The following is a 22,771-nucleotide window of genomic DNA, read 5'->3' as shown; positions in this document are numbered from 1 at the left end:
GCGTTGGCCTGCACACCCGAGCGGGCCAACCGGCGTCCATGTCCGGCCGCCCCGGCGGTAACCGGCTGTTCACCCGGCGGGCGGTCGTCCGCGTATGGAACGTGTGCGGGATCCCCCGTGGTTCCCGTGGTGCGACAGGTGTCCGGTGCAGTGATATGTCACATGGCACGTCCGTGGCGCGTCACATGGCAGCCGCGTCCGGTCCGATGCGGCTGCGCACGGCCGTCTGTACCTCCGCCTCCTCGGCGGGGTCGGCGGCGAGCCTGCGGAGCTGTTCGACGACCCGGGCGTCACCGGTCTCGGCGTGCCGGGCGGCGATTTCGCGGGTGGTCTCCTCGCAGTCCCACAGGCATTCGACGGCGAAGCCGGTGGCGAAGGAGGGATCGGTTGCGGCCAGCGCCCGGGCGGCCCGGCCGCGCAGGTGGGACGAGGCGGTCTCGCGGTAGACGTGGCGCAGGACGGGCGCGGCGCAGACGATGCCGAGGCGTCCGGTGCCGTCGACGAGGGTCCACAGCGTCGGCGCGTCGGGGCCTTCGCCGCGTACGGCCTCCCGCAGCGCGGCGAGGACCAGTTCACTGTCCTTGGTCCCGCCCCGGCAGGCCAGCATCCGGCCGGCGGCGGCGCCGAGGGCGTCGGGCCTGCGGGCCCAGCCGCGCGCCCGGTCGACGGCGGCGATACTGCGCATGCGTTCGAAGGCGTCGACGGCGGCCTCCACGACGGCGGCCGTGCCGTCGGTCACCGCGACCTCGATCAGGTTCAGCGCGTCGGGGTCGTTGCTGTCGGCGAGGTAGCGCAGGGCGGTGCAGCGGGCTCCGTCGGTGCCGTCCTTGGCGGCCTGGAGGATCTCCGGCCGGTCCTCGGGTCCGGCGACGGCGACCAGGCAGCGGGCGGCCGGCACATGGAGGGCCGCGCCCCGCTCGACGCCCTGCTGGGCCCATTCGAAGACGGCCCGCACGCTCCACCCCGGACGGGGCCCGGTAGGTCGCATCTGGCGCTGCCAGCGGTCGAAACAACCGGTCTCCTGCGCGGCACGCACGCGCGTGGCGACCGATTCGCGCGGATCCTCGGCCCACAACCGCCAGGGCCGTGGCTCGAAGGCGTCCCGTACGGCGGCGGCCAGCTCGGCCTCGCCCTCGGCGTCCGTGGCGAACCGCGCCAGTACCGGGGCGGCGAGGGCGCGCAGGCCCGCGTCGTCGTCGCGCAGCGCCAGCTCGTCCAGGGCCCAGGCCCAGTTGGAGCCGGTCGCGGCGTATCTGCGCAGCAGTTCGAGCGCGTCCAGCCTGCCGTAGGAGGCGAGGTGCCCGAGCACGGCCAGCGCGAGGCCGGTGCGGGACTCCTCGGTGTCGAGGACGTCCTCGGCGTCGAACAGGTGCGCCTCGATGGCGTCCAGTTCGCCGTGCAGATCGAGGTAGAGCCGGGCGAAGTACAGGGAGCGGTTCTCCACCTGCCAGTCGTGGCGGGGGTCGTGGAGCACGCAGTGGTTCAGTGCCGCGAGCGCTTCGGCGCGCGGGGCGGTGAGCGCGTGCAGCGTGCCGTCGCCGCGGCCCCGCTGCAGCAGGCCCAGCAGCGTACCGCTGGGCGCTATGACCGGATCGAACATGGGAAACAGCCTCACATCAAGCGTCGACGCAACCGGAGAACACGCACTACCTGGCCGCGTGACACAACGTCGGAGCGCCCGCCGTCTCTTGCTTGCTGTAGACCATTTCTCTCTGCCTCTCGTCAGTGGCCCATGCGGGCCGCATCACGGCCCGCGTGGTGCGGCAACACCTGCCCAGCCATCGCGTCCGTGAATCACGACGTCATGATGACTCGGCACTTCGACCTGCCGCGACCGAAATTTCGGCGGCCCTGTACCGCCTCCCCCGTTTTGTGTGTTTTAGCTGGTCAGAACAGATGGGTCAGGAGGTACCGAACAGTTCCAGAACCTCCGTCTTGCCGAACATCCGTGCAGTGTCGACGGCCGACGGAGTGCCCGCCGCCGGGTCCGCGCCGGCCTCCACCAGCACCTTGACGACGTCCGTCTCGCCCTTGAAGACCGCCCCCGCGAGTGGCGTCTGACCACGGTCGTTGACCCGGTCCGCCTCGGCGCCCCGGGCGAGCAGTTCGCGCACCGCCGCGGCGTGGCCGTGATAGGCGGCGAGCATCACGAGGGAGTCGCCGCGGTCGTTGGTGAGGTTGGCCGGAACGCCCGCGTCGAGGTACGTCACGAGCGCCTCGGTCCGCCCCTGCCGGGCCAGATCGAAGATCTTGGTCGCCAGCTCCACGACCTCGGGGTCGGGGGCTTCGCTCATCGGCCGGACCGCCTCTCCTGTGCGCCGCGGGGACTGTCCCGGACTGGGGGGAGCGTACGGCAACGGGCGGACCGCGGGGCCGTACGAGTGAATCGCCAGCGTACTGGCTCAGGGTGCACATGACCGGATCCGCCCGAGGTAAAGATCACCGCAACCCCGCCGAATGATCCACCAAGCGGGTGAAAACAGCCGAGAATCACCCATTTACACCTTTAATCGTATGGATACCTGCTGTGATCCTGGAAGAACTCATGGTGACTGTCCCCCTTCGACACCAGGAGATCTCAAATGATCCTCTCCATCTCAGGCGTCATCGTGCTCGGCATCGTGGTCTTCCTGTTCTTCCGCAAGGACGGGCTGAAGCCGTCGCACGCCACGGCCTCGGCGCTCTTCGGCTTCTATCTCGCCAGCACGGCCATCGCGCCCAGCATCAAGGCAGGCGGCGAGAGCCTGGCGAGCCTGCTCGGCGGCATCAAGTTCTGATGCCGCTCCCGCCCGTACACACCGTGAGGAGACAGCAGTGGCCCGGCGCCCTCTCCCCCGCATTCTGAGCAACGGCGGCGCGCAGCTAGCCCGGAGCCGGGAGCTGGCCCGGACGGCCGCCGACAACGCCACCGACGTCCTCCACCCGCTCATCACCGTGACCCGCGGGCTGAGCCGGCTGGCCTCGGCCGGGCGGCGCAGATGGGCGGAGACACCCAAGGACAAGCGTGGGCCACTGCTGTTCCTGGCGGCCTCGGTCGTCCTGGTCGTGGCGCTGGTGCCGTACGGGCCGCTGCTCGCCGTCATCACCCTGATGGCGGCGAGCGCCTGGCAGGGCCGTGACCGCGCCCCGTCCCCGCCGGAGGGCCCCGACGAGTCGCAGACCCAGCGGCTCCAGTCCCTGTACGAGGCCCTGGTGCCGTACCTCTCGGCCGCCGAGGACCCGGCGCCGCTGTACGCACACGGCGGGGAGTGGGAGAAGGCGTTCATCGCCCACGAGTTCGACGACGCGGGCCGCCTCGGCCAGCTCCTGCTCCGCTATCCCGCGTATTTCCCGGACGGCGAGCCCGCGGCCCGCGCCCGGATCGAGAACCTGCTCGCCGCGAAGTCCGGGCGGGGCCGCGAGTACCACTTCGCGTGGGACGAGGAGGGCAACCGGCTCACGGTGACCGTCCTCGCCCCGCTGCCCACCGACATCGCCGCCCAGCGCTTCGTCACCGCGCCGGGCGAGACGGTCCTCGGGTTCACCGACCCCAGCGAGGTCCAGCGCACGCTCCCGCTCGCGTACGGCGACGAGCAGCGTGACGTACCGCCGGTCGTCTGGCGCACCGGCTCCCGCTCCACCGAACCACACCTGCTGGTCATGGGCCGTCCCGGCAGCGGCACCTCGACCCTGCTGCGCTCCATCGCCCTGCAGGCCCTGCAGTACGGCGACCTCCTCGTCGTCGAGGGCGGCGGCACCGGCGAGTACCTGTGCCTCACCGGCCGGGACGGGGTCCTCGGGGTAGAGTGCGGGCTCCCCGGGGCGCTGGCCAGCCTGGAGTGGGCCGCGAACGAGACGGAGCGGCGGCTCATCGCCCTCAGCCACGCGCGCCAGGCGGGCCACCCGCCGCCGGACGACTGCCGACGGCCCCTCTGGATCCTCCTCGACCGCCCCAGCGCCTTCGTCCACCTGGCCTCGGCGGACGGCCACCAGGACCCGCAGGCCCTCCTCCAGACCCCCCTACGGCACGGCCGCGCGGCCAACGTCACCGTGGTGGTCGCCGAACAGCTCGACAGCGCGGACGGGCTGAGCGAGGCGGTACGACAGCACGCACACGCGCGTGTCGTGCTGGGACCGGCACTGCCGGACGAGCTGGCGGCGGCGCTGGGCGCTCCGCCGCACACGACGCCGTTGGCCCAGGTGCCGCCGGGGCGGGGGTACGCACGGCTGGGGCACGGTCCGGTGCTGCGGCTTCAGGTGCCGGCGACGCCGGATCCGTACGACGACGCGACGAGCGAGGTGGACCGGGAGGCGGTGCTGGCGTTGCTGCCGCCGCGGAGCGGGGTGGTGGAGCAGGCGGCACCGCTGGAAGCCGCGGTCGCCGAGGGCTGAGGCGGGGGCGGGGACGCTTACCGGCGCCGGCCGGGGCCGCTGCGCCCATCCGTGCCGCCCCAGCGGCACGACTGCCCGCAGCTGGGTAGCCCCGTCAGGGGCGCGGGGAACTGCGCGAGCAACCCCCACCCAGCCGCGGCCGACGAACCGCCCCGCCGCTACGCCACAAACGTCCGCGGCGACTCGCCGCTCCCCCCGCTCACCCCTGCCTCCACCAACCGCGCCGCCGCCGCCAGCCGCACCGCCGCCTCGTCCGCCACCGCTCCGCCCACGGTGAACGGAAGGCGTACATAGCCCTCGAAGGCGCCGTCGACCCCGAACCGCGGGCCGGACGGGACGCGTACCCCCACCCGCTCCCCCGCCTCCGCCAGCCGGGAGCCGGACAGACCGCCCGCCCGGACCCAGAGCGTCAGGCCGCCCTGGGGCACCTCGAACTCCCAGGTCGGCAGCTCCCGCCGGACCGCCGTCACCAGGGCGTCCCGGTTCTCGCGGGCCTGGGCCCGGCGCAGGTCGACGGCCTGGGCCCAGCCCCCCGTGCTGAACAGCCAGTTCACCGCCAGCTGCTCGAGGACCGGCGTGCCCAGGTCGGCGTAGGCCCGCGCGGCGACCAGGCTGCGGATCACGTCGGGAGCCGCCCGGACCCAGCCGATGCGCATGCCCGCCCAGAACGCCTTGCTGGCGGAGCCGACGGTGATGACGGTGGAGCCCGCAGGGTCGAAGCCGCAGACCGGGCGGGGCATCTCCACGCCGTCGTCCAGCCAGAGCTCGCTCATCGTCTCGTCGGCGACCAGCACCGTGCCCGCCGAGCGGGCCGCGTCCACCAGCCGGCGCCGCTGGTCGTCGTCGGCGAGCGCGCCGGTGGGGTTGTGGAAGTCGGCGACCACGTAGGCGATGCGGGGCGCCGCCTCGCGCAGGACCTGGCGCCAGCGGTCCACGTCCCAGCCGCCCAGCCCCTCGGCCATCGCCACCGGCACCAGCCGGGCGCCCGCCTCCCGCATCAGCTGGAGGATGTTCGCGTACGACGGCGACTCGACGGCGATGCGCTCGCCACGGCCGCCGAAGAGATGGCAGATCGCGTCGATCGCGCCCATCGCACCGGTCGTGACCATGATCTGCTCGGGCATGGTGGGGATCCCGCGTGCCGTGTAGCGCTCGGCGATCATCGAGCGGAGGACGGGAAGCCCGGCCGGGTAGTCCCCGTGGGTGTGGGCGTACGGCGGGAGTTCCTCCAGGGCGCCCTGGACCGCGCGGGTCAGCCACGGCTCGGGGGCCGGCAGCGCGGCGCAGCCCAGGTCGATCACCGAGCCCAGCGCCTCGGGGGGCAGGGGTTCCAGGCCGCGGGCCGGGAGCGGGTTGCCCGCGGGGACGGCGGTCCAGCTGCCCGCGCCCCGGCGGGACTCCAGGAACCCCTCCGCGCGCAGCGCCTCGTACGCCGCCGCCACCGTCGTACGGCTGACGGACAGGGCGAGGGCCAGTTCGCGTTCGGCGGGCAGCCGGGCGGCGACCGGGACGCGGCCCTCCAGGACCAGCAGCCGGATGCCGTCGGCGAGCGCGCGGTAGGCCGGCGGACGTCGGGTGCCGGGGCCGGCGGGGCGCTCCTGCTGCGAGTTGAGCAGCCGGGCGAGCTGGGCGGCCCCCATCGCCGAGGTCCACTGCGCCATGTGAATCAGTCCACCTTCCCGGAATTGGCCATGGATGGCTTTCCCTCCCAAGCCACAGAGTGACACGGGTCAGGCCACCTTAACCACCAGGGGGGTAATCCCTTGTCCACGCAAGGCCGTCTCGGGCGACGGTTGGTCCAGCTCTACGCGGGGCTCACGCTGTACGGCGTCAGTTCCGCCCTGCTCGTCGAGGCGGGCCTCGGCCTCGAACCCTGGGGCGTGCTGCACCAGGGGCTCGCCGGGCACACCGGGCTGAGCATCGGCACGGTGTCGATCGTCGTGGGGGCGGCCGTGCTGCTCCTGTGGATCCCGCTGCGCCAGCGGCCGGGCCTCGGCACGGTCTCCAACGTCTTCGTCATCGGCCTGGCCATGAACGCCGCGCTCGCCGTCCTCCCCGACGCGCACGCGTTCGCCGTGCGGATCCCGCTGATGGCGGCCGGCATCGTGCTCAACGGCGCGGCGACCGGCCTGTACATCGCGGCGAGCTTCGGGGCCGGCCCCCGGGACGGCCTGATGACGGGGCTGCACCGGCGTACCGGCCGTTCGATCCGGCTCATCCGTACGGCGATCGAGGTCGCGGTGGTCGTCACCGGGTTCGCGCTCGGCGGGACCGTGGGCGTCGGCACCCTGCTCTACGCGGTGTCCATCGGCCCGCTCGCGCAGCTGTTCCTGAAGGTGTTCGCCGTCCCGGCGGCATCCGGGCGCAGCACGGTCGTTGCCACGGGGTCACCCGGGCGCGCGATACTGCGTCCGTGAGCACGCTGACACGCCACCCGTACCTGGACCACCCCGGCCCCATCGCCTTCGCCCATCGGGGCGGGGCCGCGGACGGCCTGGAGAACACCGTGGCGCAGTTCCGGCGCGCGGTCGAACTCGGCTACCGGTACATCGAGACCGATGTGCACGCCACGGCGGACGGCAGGCTCGTCGCCTTCCACGACGACACCCTGGACCGGGTCACCGACGGGGCCGGCCGGATCGCCGACCTGCCGTGGGAGGACGTGCGGCACGCGCGTGTGGCGGGCCGCGAGCCGCTCCCCCTCTTCGAGGAGCTGCTGGAGGAGTTCCCGCAGGTCCGCTGGAACGTGGACGCCAAGGCGGAGCCGGCCCTGCGGCCGCTCCTCGACCTGATCGAGAAGACGGACTCCTACGACCGGGTCTGCGTCGGGTCGTTCTCCGAGGCACGGGTGCTGCGGGCGCAGCGGCTGGCCGGGCCGCGCCTGGCCACCTCGTTCGGCACCCGCGGTGTGGTCGGGCTGCGGCTGCGCTCCTGGGGGCTGCCCGCGTCGGTACGCCGGTCGGCGGTGGCCGCCCAGGTGCCCGAGTCGCAGTCGGGGGTCCCGGTGGTCGACCGGCGCTTCGTGCGCGCCGCCCACGCGCGCGGGCTGCACGTCCACGTGTGGACCATCAACGAACCCGAACGGATGCACCGGCTCCTGGACCTGGGAGTCGATGGCATCATGACCGATCACATCGACACGTTGCGTGAGGTCATGCAGAAGCGCGGCGTCTGGTTCTGAGGCGCGCGGGCGTACTGCTGCGGGAAAGGCAAGGGCACGGGTGGGCACCGAAACCGTGCGGTCGGGGGTCTTCGACGAGGCCGCCGAGCTGCGGCGCGAACAGCGCGGCTGGTACTTCTACGACTGGGCGTGCTCGGTCTACTCGACGAGCGTCCTCACCGTGTTCCTCGGCCCGTACCTCACGTCGGTCGCCGACCACGCGGCGGACGCCGACGGCTATGTGCACCCGCTCGGCATCCCGGTCCGGGCGGGCTCCTTCTTCGCCTACTCGGTGTCCCTGTCGGTAATCGTCGCGGTCGTGCTGATGCCCCTGGTGGGCAGCGCGGCCGACCGTACCGGCCGCAAGAAGCAGCTGCTCGGCATGGCCGCGTACACCGGGGCCGCGGCGACGACGGGCATGTTCTTCCTGGCCGGCGACCGCTATCTGCTCGGCGGGCTGCTGCTGATCGTCGCGAACGCCGCCCAGTCCGTCGCCCTGATGCTCTACAACTCCTACCTCCCCCAGATCGCCCCGCCCGAGGAACGCGACACCGTCTCCTCCCGGGGCTGGGCCTTCGGCTACGCGTCCGGCTCGCTGGTACTGATCATCAACCTGGTCCTCTACTCCGCGCACGACTCCTTCGGCCTCTCCGAGACGGAAGCCGTCCGCATCTGCCTGGCCGGGGCGGGCCTGTGGTGGGCCGCCTTCACCCTCGTACCGCTGCGGCGGCTGCGCGACCGGGGCGGCCGGACGGCCGGGGCGGCGGCGCCGGGGCTGCGCCAACTCGCGGCGACCGCCCGGGACATGCGCCGTCATCCGCTGACGCTCTCCTTCCTGCTGGCCTATCTGGTCTACAACGACGGCATCCAGACCGTGATCTCCCAGGCGTCCGTATACGGCTCCGAGGAGCTCGGGCTCGGCCAGTCGACGCTCATCGGCGCCGTCCTGATGGTGCAGGTGCTGGCCGTGGCGGGGGCGCTGACGATGGGGCGGCTGGCCAGGACGTACGGGGCGAAGCGCACGATCCTGGGATCGCTGGTGGCGTGGACGGTGACGCTGACGGCCGGGTACTTCCTGCCGGCCAGGGCACCCGTGTGGTTCTTCGTCCTCGCGGGCGGCATCGGCCTGGTCCTCGGCGGCAGCCAGGCCCTGTCCCGTTCCCTGTTCTCCCATCTCGTACCGCCCGGAAAAGAAGCCGAGTACTTCGCGGCGTACGAGATGAGCGATCGGGGGATGAGCTGGCTGGGACCGCTGTTGTTCGGGATCACCTACCAGCTGACCGGGAGCTACCGCTCGGCGATCATCTCGCTGGTGGCCTTCTTCGTCATCGGGTTCGCGCTGCTGGCGCGGGTGCCGGTGCGGCGGGCGATCGGCGAGGCCGGCAATCCGGTCCCACAGAAAATCTAACGGGAAGATCCAACGGGAAGATTTAGCGTTCAACGCGGAAGGGCGGTAGTGTACGCGTTTGGCCTGCCAGGCGTACCGTTACTGCGCGTCAAAGATGCCGAAACGCTGGGTGACATCTGTTAGCAGATGTGACAAACCGGGCGCTGGTGGGTACAACAAGGGGCGGCTACGACGGCGACGCATGACCCTGAACGGGAATCTTTACCGCCGACCGGACGTTGACCGGATGACGACGACAGCGACACCTGTCCTGTGGGCGACAAGCCCGGGAGGCACGATTCATGAGTGAGCGAGCTCTTCGCGGTACGCGCCTCGTGGTGACCAGCTACGAGACGGACCGCGGTATCGACCTGGCTCCGCGCCAGGCCGTGGAGTACGCATGCGAGAAGGGGCACCGGTTCGAGATGCCCTTCTCGGTCGAGGCGGAGATTCCGCCGGAGTGGGAGTGCAAGGTCTGCGGGGCCCAGGCACTCCTCGTGGACGGCGACGGCCCTGAAGAGAAGAAGGCCAAGCCCGCGCGTACCCACTGGGACATGCTGATGGAGCGGCGCACCCGTGAGGAACTCGAAGAGGTCCTTGAGGAGCGTCTGGCGGTTCTGCGTTCCGGGGCGATGAACATCGCGATTCATCCCAGGGACAGCCGCAAGTCCGCATAGTCCCGTGTAGTTCCGTCCAACGGAAACCGACACAACAACTGAGGGCGCCCCACGTTCTGTGAACGTGGGGCGCCCTCAGTTGTTGTGAGCGGCGCCCTCGGTTGTTGTGAGCCAGGCGCACTCACCGCATCAGCGGCGGCCGCTCCCCCGTCGGCTCGTCCCCCGGCCGGGGCCCGTCGTCACGGATCACCTCGCCCTGGACGACCTTGCCGTCCGGGCGGTGCATGCGGGCCTGCTGGAAGGCGTTGCCCAGGGTGCCGGGGGCGGCGGCACGGAGCTTGCGGTCAAGGGTGCGCTCGGCGATGCGCGAGACCGCCTTCTGGACCGGGGGCAGCAGGAGCAGCAGGCCGAGGGCGTCGGAGACCAGGCCGGGGATCATGAGGAGCAGGCCGCCCAGCATCATCAGGCCGTTGCCGCCGCCGCTCTCCGGGGAGCCGCCGCGCTGGATCGCCTCGTTCAGGCTCCGGAAGGCACGCCGGCCGGCGCGCTTGATGACCACGGAACCGGCGACGAAGCCCGCCACCAGCAGCAGGAACACGGTCATGCCGCCCGCCGCGCCCGCGACCACCGTCAGCAGCCAGATCTCCAGCACCAGCCAGGCGGCGACGCCGAGCGGCAGGTATCTGGCGAGCCGGGAGCGCCGGGGCCGGGTGGTGTGCGGAGGGGTCTGCGCGCCAGTCGTCATGCTCCCAGTGTGCCTGGGCCCGGCTCAGTGCGGCATAAGGGGATGATCAACCGGAACTGTGCGGTTCCCGGGCGTCCGCTAGGGCCGCTTGCCCTTGCCGGTGATCTTGCCCATCCGGTCGGTGACGCCCCACGAGGTGACCCGCCACAGCGCCTCGACGAGGATGTCGCGGCTCATCTTGGAGTCGCCGAACTCCCGCTCGACGAAGGTGATGGGCACCTCGACGACCTGGTAGCCGGCCTTGATGGCCCGGCGGGCCAGGTCGACCTGGAAGCAGTAGCCCTGCGAGGCGACCTCGTCGAGCCCCAGGCCCTCCAGGGTCTCGCGGCGGAAGGCGCGGTACCCGCCGGTGATGTCCCGGATCGGAAGGTCGAGGGCGAACCGGGAGTACAGGGAACCGCCCCGGGAGATGAACTCACGGGACTTCGGCCAGTTGACCACCCGGCCGCCGGGCACCCAGCGGGAGCCGAGCACCAGGTCGGCGCCCTTCAGCGCGGTCAGCAGCCGGGGCAGCTCCTCGGGCTGGTGGGAGCCGTCCGCGTCCATCTCGATGAGCACGCCGTAGCCGTTGTCCATGCCCCAGCGGAAGCCCGCGAGGTAGGCGGCGCCGAGTCCTTCCTTGCCCTTGCGGTGCAGCACCTGGACGTGGTCGTCCTCGGCGGCCAGTTCGTCGGCGAGCTTGCCCGTGCCGTCGGGGCTGTTGTCGTCCGCCACGAGCACGTGCGCGTCGGGGACGGCCTGGCGCACCCGGCCGACGATGGACTTGATGTTCTCCGCCTCGTTGTACGTGGGAATGATCACCAAGGCCGTGCCGAGCGGGCCGAACCGCCGCCCCTGGGCCTTGGCCGCGAGGGTCCCGTCGCCGTCGTTCACTGCTGCCCCTTCATGTCGTACGCAGGGGACCACCATAGTGGCCGCGGCCTGCGCTGACGCGACGGCTCATTCGTATGGTGGTGTCGATTCCGCAAGAACGGGGTAAGGATGCCCGTTTCGAGTGGCGGCCATACGCGCTTTCGCCACTCTGTTCGCCCGCGCAGCCACTCTGTTCCCCTGCGGATGGGGGCCCGGCGCCCTTCGGGCCGACCTGGGACCCGCTGGCTGCGGGTCGACCGAAAGCCGTTGTCTACTGAGCGTCCGGGCCCCACCCGGGTCACACCTCCCGACCGGCCGGAACGTTCCCTCGTCGGCGCGGGCGCTGAGCCTGGCTCCCAGTGGCGGTGCCCCGGTGCGGCACACCGTCCCTGACCCAGCGGCGCTGCGACGAGTGCGCGAACTGCTCCCCGGTCGGGCGTCCGGTGGTGGACTCCGCCGAACCTACCGGCCCGCTGCCGCTGGCTGTCAACAGCCGTCTGACCTGCACAAACGGCACCAAACCCCTGGTCAGCGCAGAGGATGCGCAGGTCGCGCGACGGGACGGCGGCCGTCGATCACGGCCGCGCCACCCCGGGAGATCACTCGCCCGGCCGTACGAATGCGGGGGGTCACTCGCCCGGTCGTACGAACACGGTCCGGCCGCCCACCACAGTGCGCAGACAGACCGGCAGCTCACGGCCGGGGGTGAGATCGGGCAGGCCGGGGGTGCCGGAGCGGGGGTCGGTGGACCAGCGGGCGACCCGGTCGTCAGGGGCCTGCACCACCAGTTCGTCGGTGCGCCAGACCGCGTAGTCGGCGGGTGCGCCCGGCACCAGGACGCCCGCGTCGTCCCGGCCGGTCGCGCGCCAGCCGCCGCGGGTGTGCGCGGTGAACGCGGCGCGCACGGAGACCCGGTGCTCGGGCGTCTGGTGGAAGGCGGCGGCCCGGACGGTCCCCCAGGGGTCGAGCGGGGTGACCGGGCTGTCGGAGCCGAAGGCCAGCGGGACCCCGGCCTTGAGGAGGGCGGCGAACGGGTTGAGGGTGCGGGCCCGCTCGGCGCCGAGCCGCTGGGCGTACATGCCGTCCGCGCCGCCCCACAGGGCGTCGAAGGCGGGCTGCACGGAGGCGATCAGGCCCAGCTCGGCGAAGCCCGCGATGTGCTCGGGCGTGAGCATCTCGGCGTGCTCGACGCGGTGCCGGGCGGCCCGCACCCGGGGCAGGCCGACCTTCTCCGCGGCGGCGCGCACGCCCTCCACGACGGCGGTCACGGCGGCGTCGCCGATGGCGTGGAAGCCGGCCTGGAGACCGGCCTCGGTGCAGGCGGTGACATGGGCGGCGACGGCGGCCGCGTCCAGGTAGGCGGCGCCGGTGTGTCCCGCGTCGGCGTACGGCTGGTGCAGGCAGGCGGTGTGGGAGCCGAGGGCGCCGTCGACGAACAGGTCACCGGCGGCGCCGAGCGCGCCCAGCCGGCGGGCCTTCTCCACGTCCTCCTCGGCCCAGTAACCGACGACGCGCGGTCCGGGCAGCTCGGCGGCGAGCCGCAGCAGCGCGGTGAAGTCGTCCTCGGAGGAGATCTTCGGCCCGCCGCACTCGTGCACGGTTCCGATGCCGAGGGAGGCCGCGTGCGCGAGGGCGGTGCGCTGGGCCTCGGCACGCTGGGCGGGCGTCACGGCCGCGAACGCGGCGGCGCGGACGGCGTGGTGGGCGTCGCCGGTGAGCGGGGCGTCCTGGCGCGGGACCGCGCCCGGGACCAGGTCCAGCAGGGCCGTGGTGACGACCGCCGAGTGGACGTCGATACGGGAGAGATAGAGCGGGCGTCCACCGGTGGCCGCGTCCAGCTCGGCGCGGGTCGGCGGGCGGCCGTCGGACCAGCGGGAGGCGTCCCAGCCGTGCCCGAGCAGGACCCGGTCGTCCGGGCGGGCGGCGGCGAAGTCCCTGACCAGGGTCAGGGTCGCGGCGAGGGAACCGGCGCCGGACAGGTCGAGGCCGGTCAGGGCGAGCCCGGTGGACGTGGTGTGGACATGGGCGTCCGTGAAAGCCGGCGTGACCAGAGCACCGTCCAGGTCGACGACCTCGTCGACCCCGTCCACGAAGGCCTCGGCGGCCCCCTCCGAGCCGACCCAGGCGACCTGTCCCCGCTCCACGATCATCGCGGTCGCGAACGGGTCGGCGGGACTGTGGACCTCTCCACGGCGAAGAAGAACGGTCTTGGGCTCGGCGGCGCGCTCACTCATGGGGACCAGTCTCGCCCCTCACTCCGATCACTCTGAACGGGGGGCGCCCCGAACCCGCCCCTCCAGGGGCGCGGGGAACTGCGCGACCAGCCACGACGGCGGGGCCGCCGACAGGGCCCCGTCGCACCCGGAGCACGCCCGAAGGCACCCGGAACTGTCAGCCGTGCCCACCCGTTCCGCCCTGCGGAACGCCTGCCCACAGCGGTGGCAGTCGCGGCGGCCGGAGCAGCGAGAACCGGTGGCCGCGGCGGTGAGCGGGGCCGCCGGTCAGATCTTCGGGGGACGTGCCTCGTACGGTGTCGACAGGACCACCGTCGTCCGGGTTGACACACCGGCGAGGCTGCGGAGTCTGGCGAGGAGTTCCTCCAGTTCGTGCGGGGTCGCCACCCGCACCTTGAGGATGTAGTTCTCGTCGCCCGCCACGCTGTGGCACGCCTCGATCTCGGGGACGCCGGCCAGGCGGTCCGCGATGTCGTCGGGGGCGCTGGGGTCGAACGGTTTCACCGAGATGAAGGCCGTCATGGGCAGCCCGACGGCCTCCGGGTCGACGACCGCGGCGTACCCGCGGATGACGCCACGCTGCTCCAGCCGGCGCACCCGCTGGTGCACGGCCGACGTGGACAGACCCGTGGCCTTGCCCAGGTCCGTGTAGCTCATCCGCCCGTCCTTGACGAGCAGCTGCACGATTTGACGGTCCAGCTCCTCCATGGCGCAAAAGCTACAGTGCGTCTGATCTCCACGGATAGCTCAGCGGTCCAGGTCATGGCCGGTTCGTGATGTCGGGGAGTACTGATGGCGGGCCGTCCGACGGACAAATCCGCCGCAGCGGGCACCTGCGCGGGGCATGTGACGAACGCCACAGCCCTCGAACGGGCTCCGTGATGTTCTCGTGATTACCGCCGAGACCGGACGGGAAGTGCTTGCTGTGGTCGAGGCCGCAGCGCCGTAACGGCCCAGCCCGAGGGGGAGTTACCCATGCAGAGTCTTAAGCGCCCTGGTCGTCCTGTGTCCAAGCGCCCGCAGTTGGTGGTCGAGCCCGAGCCGGAGGGCGTCGAACCCGACCTCTACGAGGCCGAGGAACCGGACGCCTACGACACCTTCGAGATGTTCCGGGTGATCTGCCCGGACTGCGCGCAGTCCATCGCGCTGCTGGCGGACGAGGAGTTCCTGCCGGAGCACGCGCTGTGCGCCTCGCCGTGGAACCCGTTCGGCCTGACGGTCTGTGCCGGCACGGGCCGCGCGGCGGACGACGCCCCGTCCGCGGACGAGTCGGCCGAGCCGCAGGAGCAGGACACCGCCCTCCTGCTCACCCTCCCGCAGGGTCTGGACTGGCGGACGCAGCCCTTCTCGCACGTCGGCGGTCCGAGTTCGCGCCCGATGCGCGTACCGGCGATCCGCCGCGACGGCTACACCGTGGGCCACCAGGCCGCCCAGGCCGCCTGAGTCACCGCACCGCGTCCCAGTAACTGCCCTGCACCATGGCGCGCAGACTGCCGTGGTGCAGGATCAGTGTGTCCGGATCCGCGGGGACGGCGACCTCACCGAAGTACACCTGCCGGTAGGCGACGCGCAGCATGACGATCGCGTGCCGCAGGGCGGCGTACAGGGTGTAGAAGTCCATGTCCCGCGGGGTGTGGCCGGTCAGGCGGGCGTAGCGGGCCTCGACCCGGTCGCGGCGCAGGAACCCGGGCAGTCCCGGCTGCCCGGAGGCGGCGGTGAGGTCCTGGAAGAAGCGGTGCAGGTAGACGGTCCAGCCGAGGTCCACCTCGCGCGGGGCCGGTGCGGCCATCTCCCAGTCGAGGACGGCGACGGGATCGAACCCGCCGTAGACGACGTTCCCGATCCGGGCGTCGCCCCAGTTGAGGACGGGAGTGCCGGGCTCGCGCGGCCAGAGGTCCGCCAGCCGGTCGAAGGCGGACTCGATCAGGGGTGAGCGGGCGAGTCCGTCCACCACCCAGTCGTAGTAGCGCCGTTGGGACTCGACATGCCGGTGCAGGGCGTCGCCGTCCCCAGGAAGGGTCAGGAACTCCGTCTCGGTCACGGGGACTTGGTCGTGCAGCCGGGCCAACAGGCCGACGGAGACGGCTTCGAGGTGCTCGCGTTCGGCGTCGGTCGCCGCGTGCAGCCAGTTCCCCTCGTACGTGTAGGGCATGACGTCGGGCGGAACGCGCCCCTCGACCCGCTCCATCACGAAGAAGGGCGCGCCGAGCGGTCCGGGGTCTTCTTCCAGCCACAGGACGCGGGGCACGGGAACATCCGTGTGGTCGGCGACCAGCCGCATGGTGCGGTACTGGCGGGTGAGGTCGTACGACGGGAAGACCGTGTACGCCGACGGATCCGCCGCGAGTCTCAACGCGCAGGCGGGCATCGGAGGTTCGGGGTGCTCGATCTCGAAGAGCAGGGTCTCGCTGGACATGCCGTTGGAGGCGGGGACCGTGACGCCGACGGCCTTGGCGCCGGGGAGACGGGTGTCCAGCCAGGCGGTGAGCCGGCGCGCGAGGTCCTCGGGGTCGCGGGTGGTGGTGCGTGGGCGCGGTTTCGTCGTCATCCCGGCCTCCTCCTTCAGGGCGCCACCGAGTCGAAGCCGGTGAAGCCGCTGGGATCGTGTCTGCCGAACGAGCCGTGCTCGAAGATGCCGTGGCCGGTCCGCCCGTCGAGGCGGAAGCGGGCGGAGTGGTCGGTGACGCCGTAGGCCGCGCGGGGATGCGGCGCGGTCAGGTCGTAGGTACGGCGGTCCACCCAGCCCCGGCCCTGCCAGGTGCCGTGCTGCCAGTCGTCCGCGGGCGGGTAGCCGGCGCCGACCGCGAGCGGGGAGGAGGTGAGGATCTCCACCTCCAGCTCCTGGGGTTTGCGCGGGTCGCCGAGGTGGACGACGGCATGCTCGGGGTGGCGGGTGCCGGAGCGGTAGGCGATCTCGGTGTGCGGCCAGCCGAGTTGGCGGTCGCGGTCGCCGGGGCGGACCAGGGTGGCGTCGTTGAGCGTGCGGTGGCCGTCGGCGTCCTCCTGGGTGATGACCATCAGGAAGCGGTCCTCGAAGCGGACCGGGCACCAGATCCAGTGGAAGCCCTCGGTCGGGTTCTCCTCGGCGAGCCGCCCGCCCTCCTCCCCCGGGATCGGGCGGACGCCCCAGCTGCGGTCCCGGGTGCCGGTCCAGCCGGCCGGGTCGGCGCGGAACTCCTCGCCGCCGGCCCGGATCACCCCGGACACTCCGCCGGCCTGCACGAACCTGCGGCCCTCCAAGGTCAGCCGGTCGCCCCGGCGTTGGAGGTGGTGCGGTTCCCACAGGGCCGGGAAGCCGGCGGTCCAGGTGAGGTCGTAGGAGAGCGCGTCGTCGTCGCAGGTCAGGCGGAAGCGCCGGAGCGGGTCCTCGACCTGGATGCGCAGCGGGCCGACCGCGAGCCGCATCCGGTCCTCGCCCAGGGCGTCCGAGGCGCGGACCGCGTGCAGGGTGTCCCCGGTGCGCAGGGTGGCGTAGGCATCGATCACCCCGACGTTCGGGTAGACGCCGAGGCCGAGGATGAGCAGGGCGCGGCCGTCGTGGTCGAGGACGTGGAAGATGCAGCGGTCGTAGGCGTTCCGGTCTCCGGTGGCGACGTGCTTCATGGAGAGCGGGACCTGGTGCACGGGGTACTCGTCGAGCGGTACGGGACGGTCGTCGGCCATGGCAGGCCTCCCCGGAGGCTGGAGACGGTCCGGCTGACGGTACGTCAGAAAGCGGACGGGGGCCAGATCCGGGAACGGACGTCCACGAACTCACGCACGATTGCGGGCATCGGTGACCAGGGCGGCCGCCCCCGCGTTGGCCGGGCGTGACGACCACCTACACCGCTCTCGGCCGTCAGCGCCGGATCTTCGTACCCCCGCCCGCGGCCTCGCTGCCGCCGCCCCTGCCGCAGGACCCGCCCATCTACCGCGATCTGATGCGGACCTGGGCCGACCGGGGCCGCGCCCTGCCGGGCCGCCACGACCCGGAGTGGGTCAGGCTGGCGGCGCCGACGGTCACCCGCGGGCAGTTCAGCGGGTTCAGCGACTTTCCGGCCCCGCCACGTGACGGGCGATGACCATCCGCTGGATCTGGTTGGTGCCCTCGACGATCTGCAGGACCTTGGCCTCGCGCATGTAGCGCTCGACCGGGAAGTCCGCGGTGTAGCCGTAGCCGCCGAGTATCTGGACGGCGTCGGTGGTGACCCTCATCGCGGTGTCGGTGCAGTGCAGCTTGGCCATGGCGGCCTGCTTGGCGAACGGCCGGCCCGCGTCGCGCAGCCGGGCCGCCGCGAGGTACAGGGCCCGGCCGGCCTCGATCTGGGTGGCCATGTCGGCGATCATGAAGCGCAGCCCCTGGAAGTCCGAGATGGGGTGCCCGAACTGCCGTCGCCCGGTGGCGTACCCGACCGCTTCGTCGAGCGCCGCCTGGGCGAGGCCGATCGCGCAGGCCGCGATGCCGAGCCGACCCGAGTCCAGCGCGGCGAGGGCGATGGCGAAGCCCTGGCCCTCCTCGCCGAGGCGGTGGTCGTCGGCGACCCGGACGTCGTCGAAGTGGACCTGGGCGGTGGGCGAGCCCTTCATGCCCATCTTCTTCTCGGGCACCGCGCCGCTGAGGCCCGCGGCGTCGCCGGGGACCAGGAAGGCGGTGATCCCGTGCGAGCCCTCGGCGCCGGTGCGGGCCATGACCGTGTAGAAGTCGGCGATGCCGCCGTGCGTGATCCAGGCCTTGGTGCCGTTGATCACCCAGGCGTCGCCGTCCCGGACCGCCCTGGTGCGCAGCGAGGCGGCGTCCGAACCGGAGGCCGGCTCGGAGAGGCAGTAGGCGCCGAGCAGGCCGCCGCCGAGCATCGCGGGCAGGTGCTCGACCTGCTGCTGCTTGGTGCCGTAGGCGGCGAGCGCGTAGCTCGCGAGGGTGTGCACGCTGACACCGAGGCCGACGGTGAGGCGGGCCGCGGCCAGTTCCTCCAGGACCTGGAGGTAGACCTCGTAGGGCTGGTCCCCGCCGCCGTACTCGGCGTCGTAGGGCAGGCCGAGCAGGCCTGACTCGGAGAGCAGGGTGAAGACCTCGCGCGGGAAGCGCCCGGCGTCCTCCTCGTCGGCCGCCCTCGGCGCGATCTCACGCCGGGCGATCTCACGGACCAGCGTGAGCAGGTCCCTCGCCTCGTCCGTGGGCAGTTGACGCTCCACCGGCTGCGGGTCGCGGTCGGACATGGCGTCGGTCTCCTCCCTGTCGGGCAACGGCGGTCACGGCCCGTGGGATAGGGGCGGCTCCGCCTGTCGTGCGGGTGCGGCCGAGGTCGGCGTTCCGGGTCTCGGAAGCTGCTGACCTGCGGCTGCGCAGTGAGTATGCCCGATCGGGGACCTCCCGTCACCAGTTAACGACCGCTTACTTCAGGAATTCCAGGCCAACATTCGAAACCCGCGAAATTGGTCCGAACCATTGACCCGACTGGTCTAGTCCTCCTAGGGTTCATGACCAACGCTTTACCGCGTTCATGCCAATCGGCGCGCGTTCCCCTCTCCCCCAGGAGGAGACACCCGATGCACACCACTCACCGCTCCCGGTTCCGGGCGCTGCTCTCCGCGGCCTGTTGTGCCGTTCTGGGCGCCGGCCTGCTGGCCGGCGCGGGCACCGCAACCGCGGCCGCCCGGTCCGACCGATCGGCCCCGGCGGCGCCCCAGGTCCAGGCCGGCTCCAAGGTCGTCGGCTACTTCACGGAATGGGGCACCTACGACCGCAAGTACCTGGTCAAGAACGTCGAGACCTCCGGCTCCGCCGCGAAGCTCACCCACATCAACTACGCCTTCGGCAACGTCACCGGCGGCAAGTGCGCCATGGGCGACTCGTACGCGGCGACCGACCGGACCTACACCGCCGCCGAGTCCGTGGACGGCGTGGCGGACACCTGGGACCAGCCGCTGCGCGGCAACTTCAACCAGCTGCTGAAGCTGAAGAAGAAGCACCCGAACCTCAAGATCCTCTGGTCCTTCGGCGGCTGGACCTGGTCCAGCGGCTTCGGCGAGGCGTCCAGGAACCCCACCGCCTTCGCCCAGTCCTGCTACGACCTGGTCAGGAACTCCAAGTGGGCCGGGGTCTTCGACGGCATCGACATCGACTGGGAGTACCCGAACGCCTGCGGCAACACCTGCGACACCAGCGGCCGGGACGCCTTCAGGAAGGTGATGGCGGCACTGCGCGCGAAGTTCGGCAGCGGCTCGCTCGTCACGGCGGCGATCACCGCCGACGCCACCAGCGGCGGCAAGATCGACGCGGCCGACTACGCGGGCGCGGCGCAGTACGTCGACTGGTACAACCCGATGACGTACGACTACTTCGGCGCCTGGGCCTCGACCGGTCCGACGGCCCCGCACTCGCCGCTGAACTCCTACTCGGGCATCCCGACGGCGAACTTCTACACCTCCGCGACCATCGCCAAGCTCAGGGGCCTCGGCATCCCGGCCGCCAAGCTGCTGCTCGGCATCGGCTTCTACGGCCGCGGCTGGACCGGTGTCACCCAGGCGGCGCCCGGCGGCTCGGCGACCGGTCCGGCGACGGGGACGTACGAGGCGGGTATCGACGACTACAAGGTGCTCAGGACGAAGTGCCCGGCGACCGGCACGGTGGGCGGCACGGCGTACGCCAAGTGCGGCAGCGACTGGTGGAGCTACGACACCCCGGCGACCATCGCGACCAAGATGACCTACAAGAACCAGCAGGGACTGGGCGGCACCTTCTTCTGGGAACTGAGCGGCGACACCAGCAACGGGGAGCTGATCAAGGCCATCAACTGACCCCGGTCACGGGGGCCTGGGGCGGGGGAACCACGAGCCCTCCGCCCCAGCGGCCTGTCCGGCGGGAGACCGCGGGACAGGCCGGCCCGGTGCGTCAGGTGTCCCGGCGGGCCGGGGTCGGGGCGCGGTAGGACGGGTCGAGCTCCTCGATGGCGCGCAGGGTGCCGCCGAGCGTCTTGACCAGCAGCTCGCACATGGTCTCGCGGGAGAGAACGGGCCGGTCGATCCAGTCGAGGGTGGCGCCCTCCACGCTGCACAGCCAGGCGAGCAGGCCGACCCGGGCGAGCGGGGCGATGTCGGTGCGGCCGTAGGCGCCCTCGGCGATGGTCGCGACGATCGCCTCGCGCACCCCGTCCCGGATGCCGTGCACCTCGGTGTCGAAGCCGACGCCGCCGCTGACGATCGTGCGGTAGGCCGCCTGGTGGTGCTCGGCGTAGCGCAGGTAGCTGTCGATGGTCCGGTGGACGCGGTCCACCTGGGGCAGCTCCAGGCCGCTCGCGGCATAGGTGACCAGGTCGGCGACGGAGTCCTGGATGATCGCCAGGTAGTAGCCGCGCTTGGACTGGAAGTAGTAGTAGATCAGCCCTTTGGCGACATGCGCCTGCTTGGCGATGTCGTCCATGGAGAGCGCGTCGTACGAGGTGTCGGCGAACAACTTCCGCCCGATGGCGATGAGTTCGGCACGGCGAGCCACGGAACGCTCGGTGCCGCGCGCCCGGGGACGGGCGGCGGCACGCTGTTGACTGATATTCAATTTCGACCCTGGTCTCAACGGGCTGCGGGACATCCGCAGTATGTCAGTTCAGGTCACAGCAGGCCGAGTTGAGTTACCAACATGGCGATGACCACCACGAGAGTCCAGCCCATGACGTGTTCCAGAACCTTCGGGCCGTCGTCCTCGGGGCCGCCGGTACGGGCGCGGGCGGCGGTGGCGGAATGCGTGGTCATGACGTCCACCATGCCATTGATTGCGGCTTTTGTGGCGGAGAGCTTGGTCACAGCACGACGGCGGCCCCGGAGTTCTCCGGGGCCGCCGTCGTGGCCGGTCAGCGCACGCCGACCGCGTCGAGCGCCTTGAGCTGGGCCGCGGTCGGACAGGCCGGGAAGTACAGGTAGCAGACGCCTCCGGTGCCGGAGGCGACCTTGCCGCCGGCGTTGTACCGCTTGGTCCGCAGCCAGATGTTCTCGAACTCCCGGCGCAGGTAGACCCGCCGGACCGCGTCGTCGTCGGCCGAGCACGGGTCGTTGGCGATCACGTCCCCGTCCGCGGTGAAGCCGATCACGGTCATCAGGTGCCCGGAGGTGCCGTAACCGGCGCCCGTCAGCTCCGACGCGAGGAACGACTGTGACGTTATGGCCGGGATGCCGGCCGCGATCAGGGTCTCCAGGTCGGTGAGCGAGGCCAGTCGCGTTATCACGCCCTGGAGGTCCTTGTACGTCGACGCGTAGGCGGCGTTGAACGGCCAGTTGCCGCAGCCTCCGTACTGGTAGTCGTAGGTGTAGCGGGCCGCGTAGCAGACCTGGGGGTCGGCGAAGGACGGGTCGACCCAGGCCAGCTGTGCGGCGGTGGGCCGGGCGCCCCAGTACTCGACGATCATCTGCGAGGAGGTGGGGCTGCACCAGGCCTCGCCGCCGTTGTCGTACTCGGGGTACTGGCCCTTGTGGATCTCCTGGGAGTAGCGCGGGACCTTGAGTTCCTGCGCCAGGCCCGGGGTGGAGGCCGGGACGGTGAAGCGGTCCGGGATGTCGGAGCCCATGGCGCCGAGCCGCCAGACGGTCGGGGTGAGCTTGGTGCCGGGCTTGCGGTGGAGGGTCAGGCGCAGCTGGTACGAGGTGAGGCGCAGGCCGGTGGTGGCGTCGTCGACGGCGAAGGTGTCGGTCCAGATGGTGCTCTTGCCGTCGGTCTGGCCGTCCACCGAGGTCCGCTTGATGTCCTGGTCGCCGGCCGCCCAGCGGCCCATCACGTACCAGGGGGTCGTGGTGCCGTCGGAGTAGGTGCCGTGCAGTTCGACCTGGATCCAGGTGCCGGCCGGGGTGTCCGCGTTCCAGGAGGCGATGGTCTCGGTGGCGGGGACGGCGAGCTGGTGCACCGGGCCGGTCCAGGTGGCGTACTCCCAGGTGGCGGTGGTGCCGGTGTGGGGGTCGGTGTAGGAGGTGGTGCCGGCCGGGGTGCCGATCACCACGCCCGGGCGCTCCCCCGCGACGGCGCCGGCGCCCTTGGCGGTGCCGGTCTTCCAGTCGCTGTAGGTCGTCCAGGAGCGGTAGTCGATCGGGCGGGTCCCGTCCCGGCCGTGGCCGGGACGGCCGTTCCCGGCCCGGCGGGTCTCGGTCCTGGCGGTGTCGTCGGCGTCGGTCCCCGGCGCGGCGGCCGCCGGCACGGCGGGGACCACGCTCTGGGCCACGGTGGCCGCCGCGACGGAGGCGGCGGCTGCCAGAACGGTTCTGCGGGACGGCTGTTCGGCTCTGCTCATGGGTGGAGGACCCCCAGGTGTGCGCGTCACGGCTGATCCGGAGCAAGGGCTGTGCGCCAACTATGGAGCAGGCGCCATGCCCCTGCCAGCACTTCCGCCCATGCCACGCCCACCAATATTGGTCTCGTCCGCTGAAAGGGCCCTGGCACGGTCGCCG

General features: G+C 71.9%; 22 protein-coding genes. 9 read left to right on the top strand and 13 right to left on the bottom strand.

Features of this window, described 5'->3' with window-relative positions; all coding sequences use genetic code 11:
- Window positions 1-181: 181 nt before the first annotated feature.
- Together ACGF5O_RS26285 and ACGF5O_RS26280 are read right to left on the bottom strand one after the other, a co-directional pair.
- Entirely contained in the window at window positions 182-1,600 is a 1,419-nt protein-coding gene (locus ACGF5O_RS26285; protein ID WP_393812301.1) for a HEAT repeat domain-containing protein, read from the bottom strand.
- 301 nt (window positions 1,601-1,901) lie between these two features.
- Complete coding sequence (locus ACGF5O_RS26280) at window positions 1,902-2,294, bottom strand: ankyrin repeat domain-containing protein (protein ID WP_393812300.1); 393 nt, start codon at window positions 2,292-2,294, stop codon at window positions 1,902-1,904.
- Between the two features lie 288 nt (window positions 2,295-2,582).
- Here ACGF5O_RS26280 and ACGF5O_RS26275 point away from each other — a divergent pair, with 288 nt between their 5' ends.
- Window positions 2,583-2,777 carry a hypothetical protein gene (locus ACGF5O_RS26275; protein WP_089103318.1) on the top strand — a complete coding sequence of 65 codons (195 nt, stop codon included), beginning with the start codon at window positions 2,583-2,585 and terminating at the stop codon, window positions 2,775-2,777.
- A gap of 37 nt (window positions 2,778-2,814) precedes the next feature.
- Window positions 2,815-4,371, top strand: a complete 1,557-nt coding sequence (locus ACGF5O_RS26270; protein ID WP_393812299.1) for a hypothetical protein — start codon at window positions 2,815-2,817, stop codon at window positions 4,369-4,371.
- Window positions 4,372-4,529: 158 nt separating this feature from the next.
- Here the strand turns inward: ACGF5O_RS26270 and ACGF5O_RS26265 are convergent, their stop codons facing one another.
- The gene (locus tag ACGF5O_RS26265) at window positions 4,530-6,032 is read right to left on the bottom strand and encodes a PLP-dependent aminotransferase family protein (protein WP_393812298.1); all 1,503 of its coding nucleotides are present in this window, start codon (window positions 6,030-6,032) and stop codon (window positions 4,530-4,532) included.
- Window positions 6,033-6,134: 102 nt separating this feature from the next.
- Between ACGF5O_RS26265 and ACGF5O_RS26260 the strand changes: the two genes are divergently transcribed.
- From ACGF5O_RS26260 to ACGF5O_RS26245, 4 genes are all read left to right on the top strand, one after another.
- A complete protein-coding gene (locus tag ACGF5O_RS26260; RefSeq protein ID WP_393812297.1) occupies window positions 6,135-6,788 on the top strand; it encodes a YitT family protein in 654 nt (217 codons plus the stop codon).
- On the top strand, window positions 6,785-7,552 hold the full coding sequence (locus tag ACGF5O_RS26255) for a glycerophosphodiester phosphodiesterase (protein WP_393812296.1): 768 nt from the start codon (window positions 6,785-6,787) through the stop codon (window positions 7,550-7,552). Before ACGF5O_RS26260 ends, ACGF5O_RS26255 begins: the two co-directional genes overlap by 4 nt.
- A gap of 40 nt (window positions 7,553-7,592) precedes the next feature.
- Complete coding sequence (locus ACGF5O_RS26250; protein ID WP_393812295.1) at window positions 7,593-8,939, top strand: MFS transporter; 1,347 nt, start codon at window positions 7,593-7,595, stop codon at window positions 8,937-8,939.
- 281 nt (window positions 8,940-9,220) lie between these two features.
- Window positions 9,221-9,595 (top strand): RNA polymerase-binding protein RbpA, encoded by a 375-nt coding sequence (locus ACGF5O_RS26245; protein ID WP_010046329.1) that lies wholly within the window; start codon window positions 9,221-9,223, stop codon window positions 9,593-9,595.
- 121 nt (window positions 9,596-9,716) lie between these two features.
- Here ACGF5O_RS26245 and fxsA read toward each other — a convergent pair whose 3' ends face one another.
- From fxsA to ACGF5O_RS26225, 4 genes are all read right to left on the bottom strand, one after another.
- On the bottom strand, window positions 9,717-10,280 hold the full coding sequence (gene fxsA, locus ACGF5O_RS26240) for an FxsA family membrane protein (protein ID WP_393812294.1): 564 nt from the start codon (window positions 10,278-10,280) through the stop codon (window positions 9,717-9,719).
- A gap of 78 nt (window positions 10,281-10,358) precedes the next feature.
- Complete coding sequence (locus tag ACGF5O_RS26235) at window positions 10,359-11,153, bottom strand: polyprenol monophosphomannose synthase (RefSeq protein ID WP_393812293.1); 795 nt, start codon at window positions 11,151-11,153, stop codon at window positions 10,359-10,361.
- A 608-nt stretch (window positions 11,154-11,761) separates the two neighbouring features.
- On the bottom strand, window positions 11,762-13,366 hold the full coding sequence (locus tag ACGF5O_RS26230; protein WP_393812292.1) for an amidohydrolase: 1,605 nt from the start codon (window positions 13,364-13,366) through the stop codon (window positions 11,762-11,764).
- A 267-nt stretch (window positions 13,367-13,633) separates the two neighbouring features.
- Window positions 13,634-14,074, bottom strand: a complete 441-nt coding sequence (locus tag ACGF5O_RS26225) for an Lrp/AsnC family transcriptional regulator (protein WP_066997022.1) — start codon at window positions 14,072-14,074, stop codon at window positions 13,634-13,636.
- A 267-nt stretch (window positions 14,075-14,341) separates the two neighbouring features.
- On the opposite strand from ACGF5O_RS26225, the gene ACGF5O_RS26220 reads away from it, so the two are divergent.
- The gene (locus ACGF5O_RS26220) at window positions 14,342-14,809 is read left to right on the top strand and encodes a hypothetical protein (protein ID WP_393812291.1); all 468 of its coding nucleotides are present in this window, start codon (window positions 14,342-14,344) and stop codon (window positions 14,807-14,809) included.
- A 1-nt stretch (window position 14,810) separates the two neighbouring features.
- On the opposite strand, the gene ACGF5O_RS26215 is transcribed toward ACGF5O_RS26220, so the two are convergent.
- Both ACGF5O_RS26215 and ACGF5O_RS26210 read right to left on the bottom strand, forming a co-directional pair.
- Window positions 14,811-15,914, bottom strand: coding sequence for a phosphotransferase family protein (locus tag ACGF5O_RS26215; RefSeq protein WP_393812290.1), 1,104 nt, complete (start codon window positions 15,912-15,914; stop codon window positions 14,811-14,813).
- A gap of 14 nt (window positions 15,915-15,928) precedes the next feature.
- Window positions 15,929-17,029 (bottom strand): hypothetical protein, encoded by a 1,101-nt coding sequence (locus tag ACGF5O_RS26210; RefSeq protein WP_393812289.1) that lies wholly within the window; start codon window positions 17,027-17,029, stop codon window positions 15,929-15,931.
- A 146-nt stretch (window positions 17,030-17,175) separates the two neighbouring features.
- Between ACGF5O_RS26210 and ACGF5O_RS26205 the strand changes: the two genes are divergently transcribed.
- Complete coding sequence (locus ACGF5O_RS26205) at window positions 17,176-17,427, top strand: hypothetical protein (protein WP_393812288.1); 252 nt, start codon at window positions 17,176-17,178, stop codon at window positions 17,425-17,427.
- Here the strand turns inward: ACGF5O_RS26205 and ACGF5O_RS26200 are convergent.
- Window positions 17,390-18,562, bottom strand: coding sequence for an acyl-CoA dehydrogenase family protein (locus ACGF5O_RS26200; RefSeq protein ID WP_393812287.1), 1,173 nt, complete (start codon window positions 18,560-18,562; stop codon window positions 17,390-17,392). The two genes, ACGF5O_RS26205 and ACGF5O_RS26200, sit on opposite strands and share 38 nt — an antisense overlap.
- 330 nt (window positions 18,563-18,892) lie before the next feature.
- Between ACGF5O_RS26200 and ACGF5O_RS26195 the strand changes: the two genes are divergently transcribed.
- Entirely contained in the window at window positions 18,893-20,143 is a 1,251-nt protein-coding gene (locus tag ACGF5O_RS26195) for a glycoside hydrolase family 18 protein (protein ID WP_393812286.1), read from the top strand.
- 94 nt (window positions 20,144-20,237) lie between these two features.
- Here ACGF5O_RS26195 and ACGF5O_RS26190 read toward each other — a convergent pair whose 3' ends face one another.
- The 3 genes from ACGF5O_RS26190 to ACGF5O_RS26180 all read right to left on the bottom strand — a co-directional run bounded on the left by ACGF5O_RS26190 (window position 20,238) and on the right by ACGF5O_RS26180 (window position 22,614).
- A complete protein-coding gene (locus ACGF5O_RS26190) occupies window positions 20,238-20,897 on the bottom strand; it encodes a TetR/AcrR family transcriptional regulator (protein ID WP_393812285.1) in 660 nt (219 codons plus the stop codon).
- A 53-nt stretch (window positions 20,898-20,950) separates the two neighbouring features.
- The gene (locus ACGF5O_RS26185; protein WP_181803818.1) at window positions 20,951-21,091 is read right to left on the bottom strand and encodes an SCO1431 family membrane protein; all 141 of its coding nucleotides are present in this window, start codon (window positions 21,089-21,091) and stop codon (window positions 20,951-20,953) included.
- A gap of 98 nt (window positions 21,092-21,189) precedes the next feature.
- Window positions 21,190-22,614: a peptidase C39 family protein gene (locus tag ACGF5O_RS26180; protein ID WP_393812284.1), complete on the bottom strand. Its 1,425-nt coding sequence runs from the start codon at window positions 22,612-22,614 to the stop codon at window positions 21,190-21,192.
- Between the last annotated feature and the right edge of the window lie 157 nt (window positions 22,615-22,771).

This window comes from Streptomyces sp. NPDC048291, from assembly GCF_043201715.1.
GTDB lineage: Bacteria > Actinomycetota > Actinomycetes > Streptomycetales > Streptomycetaceae > Streptomyces.
This window is presented reverse-complemented; position numbering and strand designations above follow the sequence as displayed.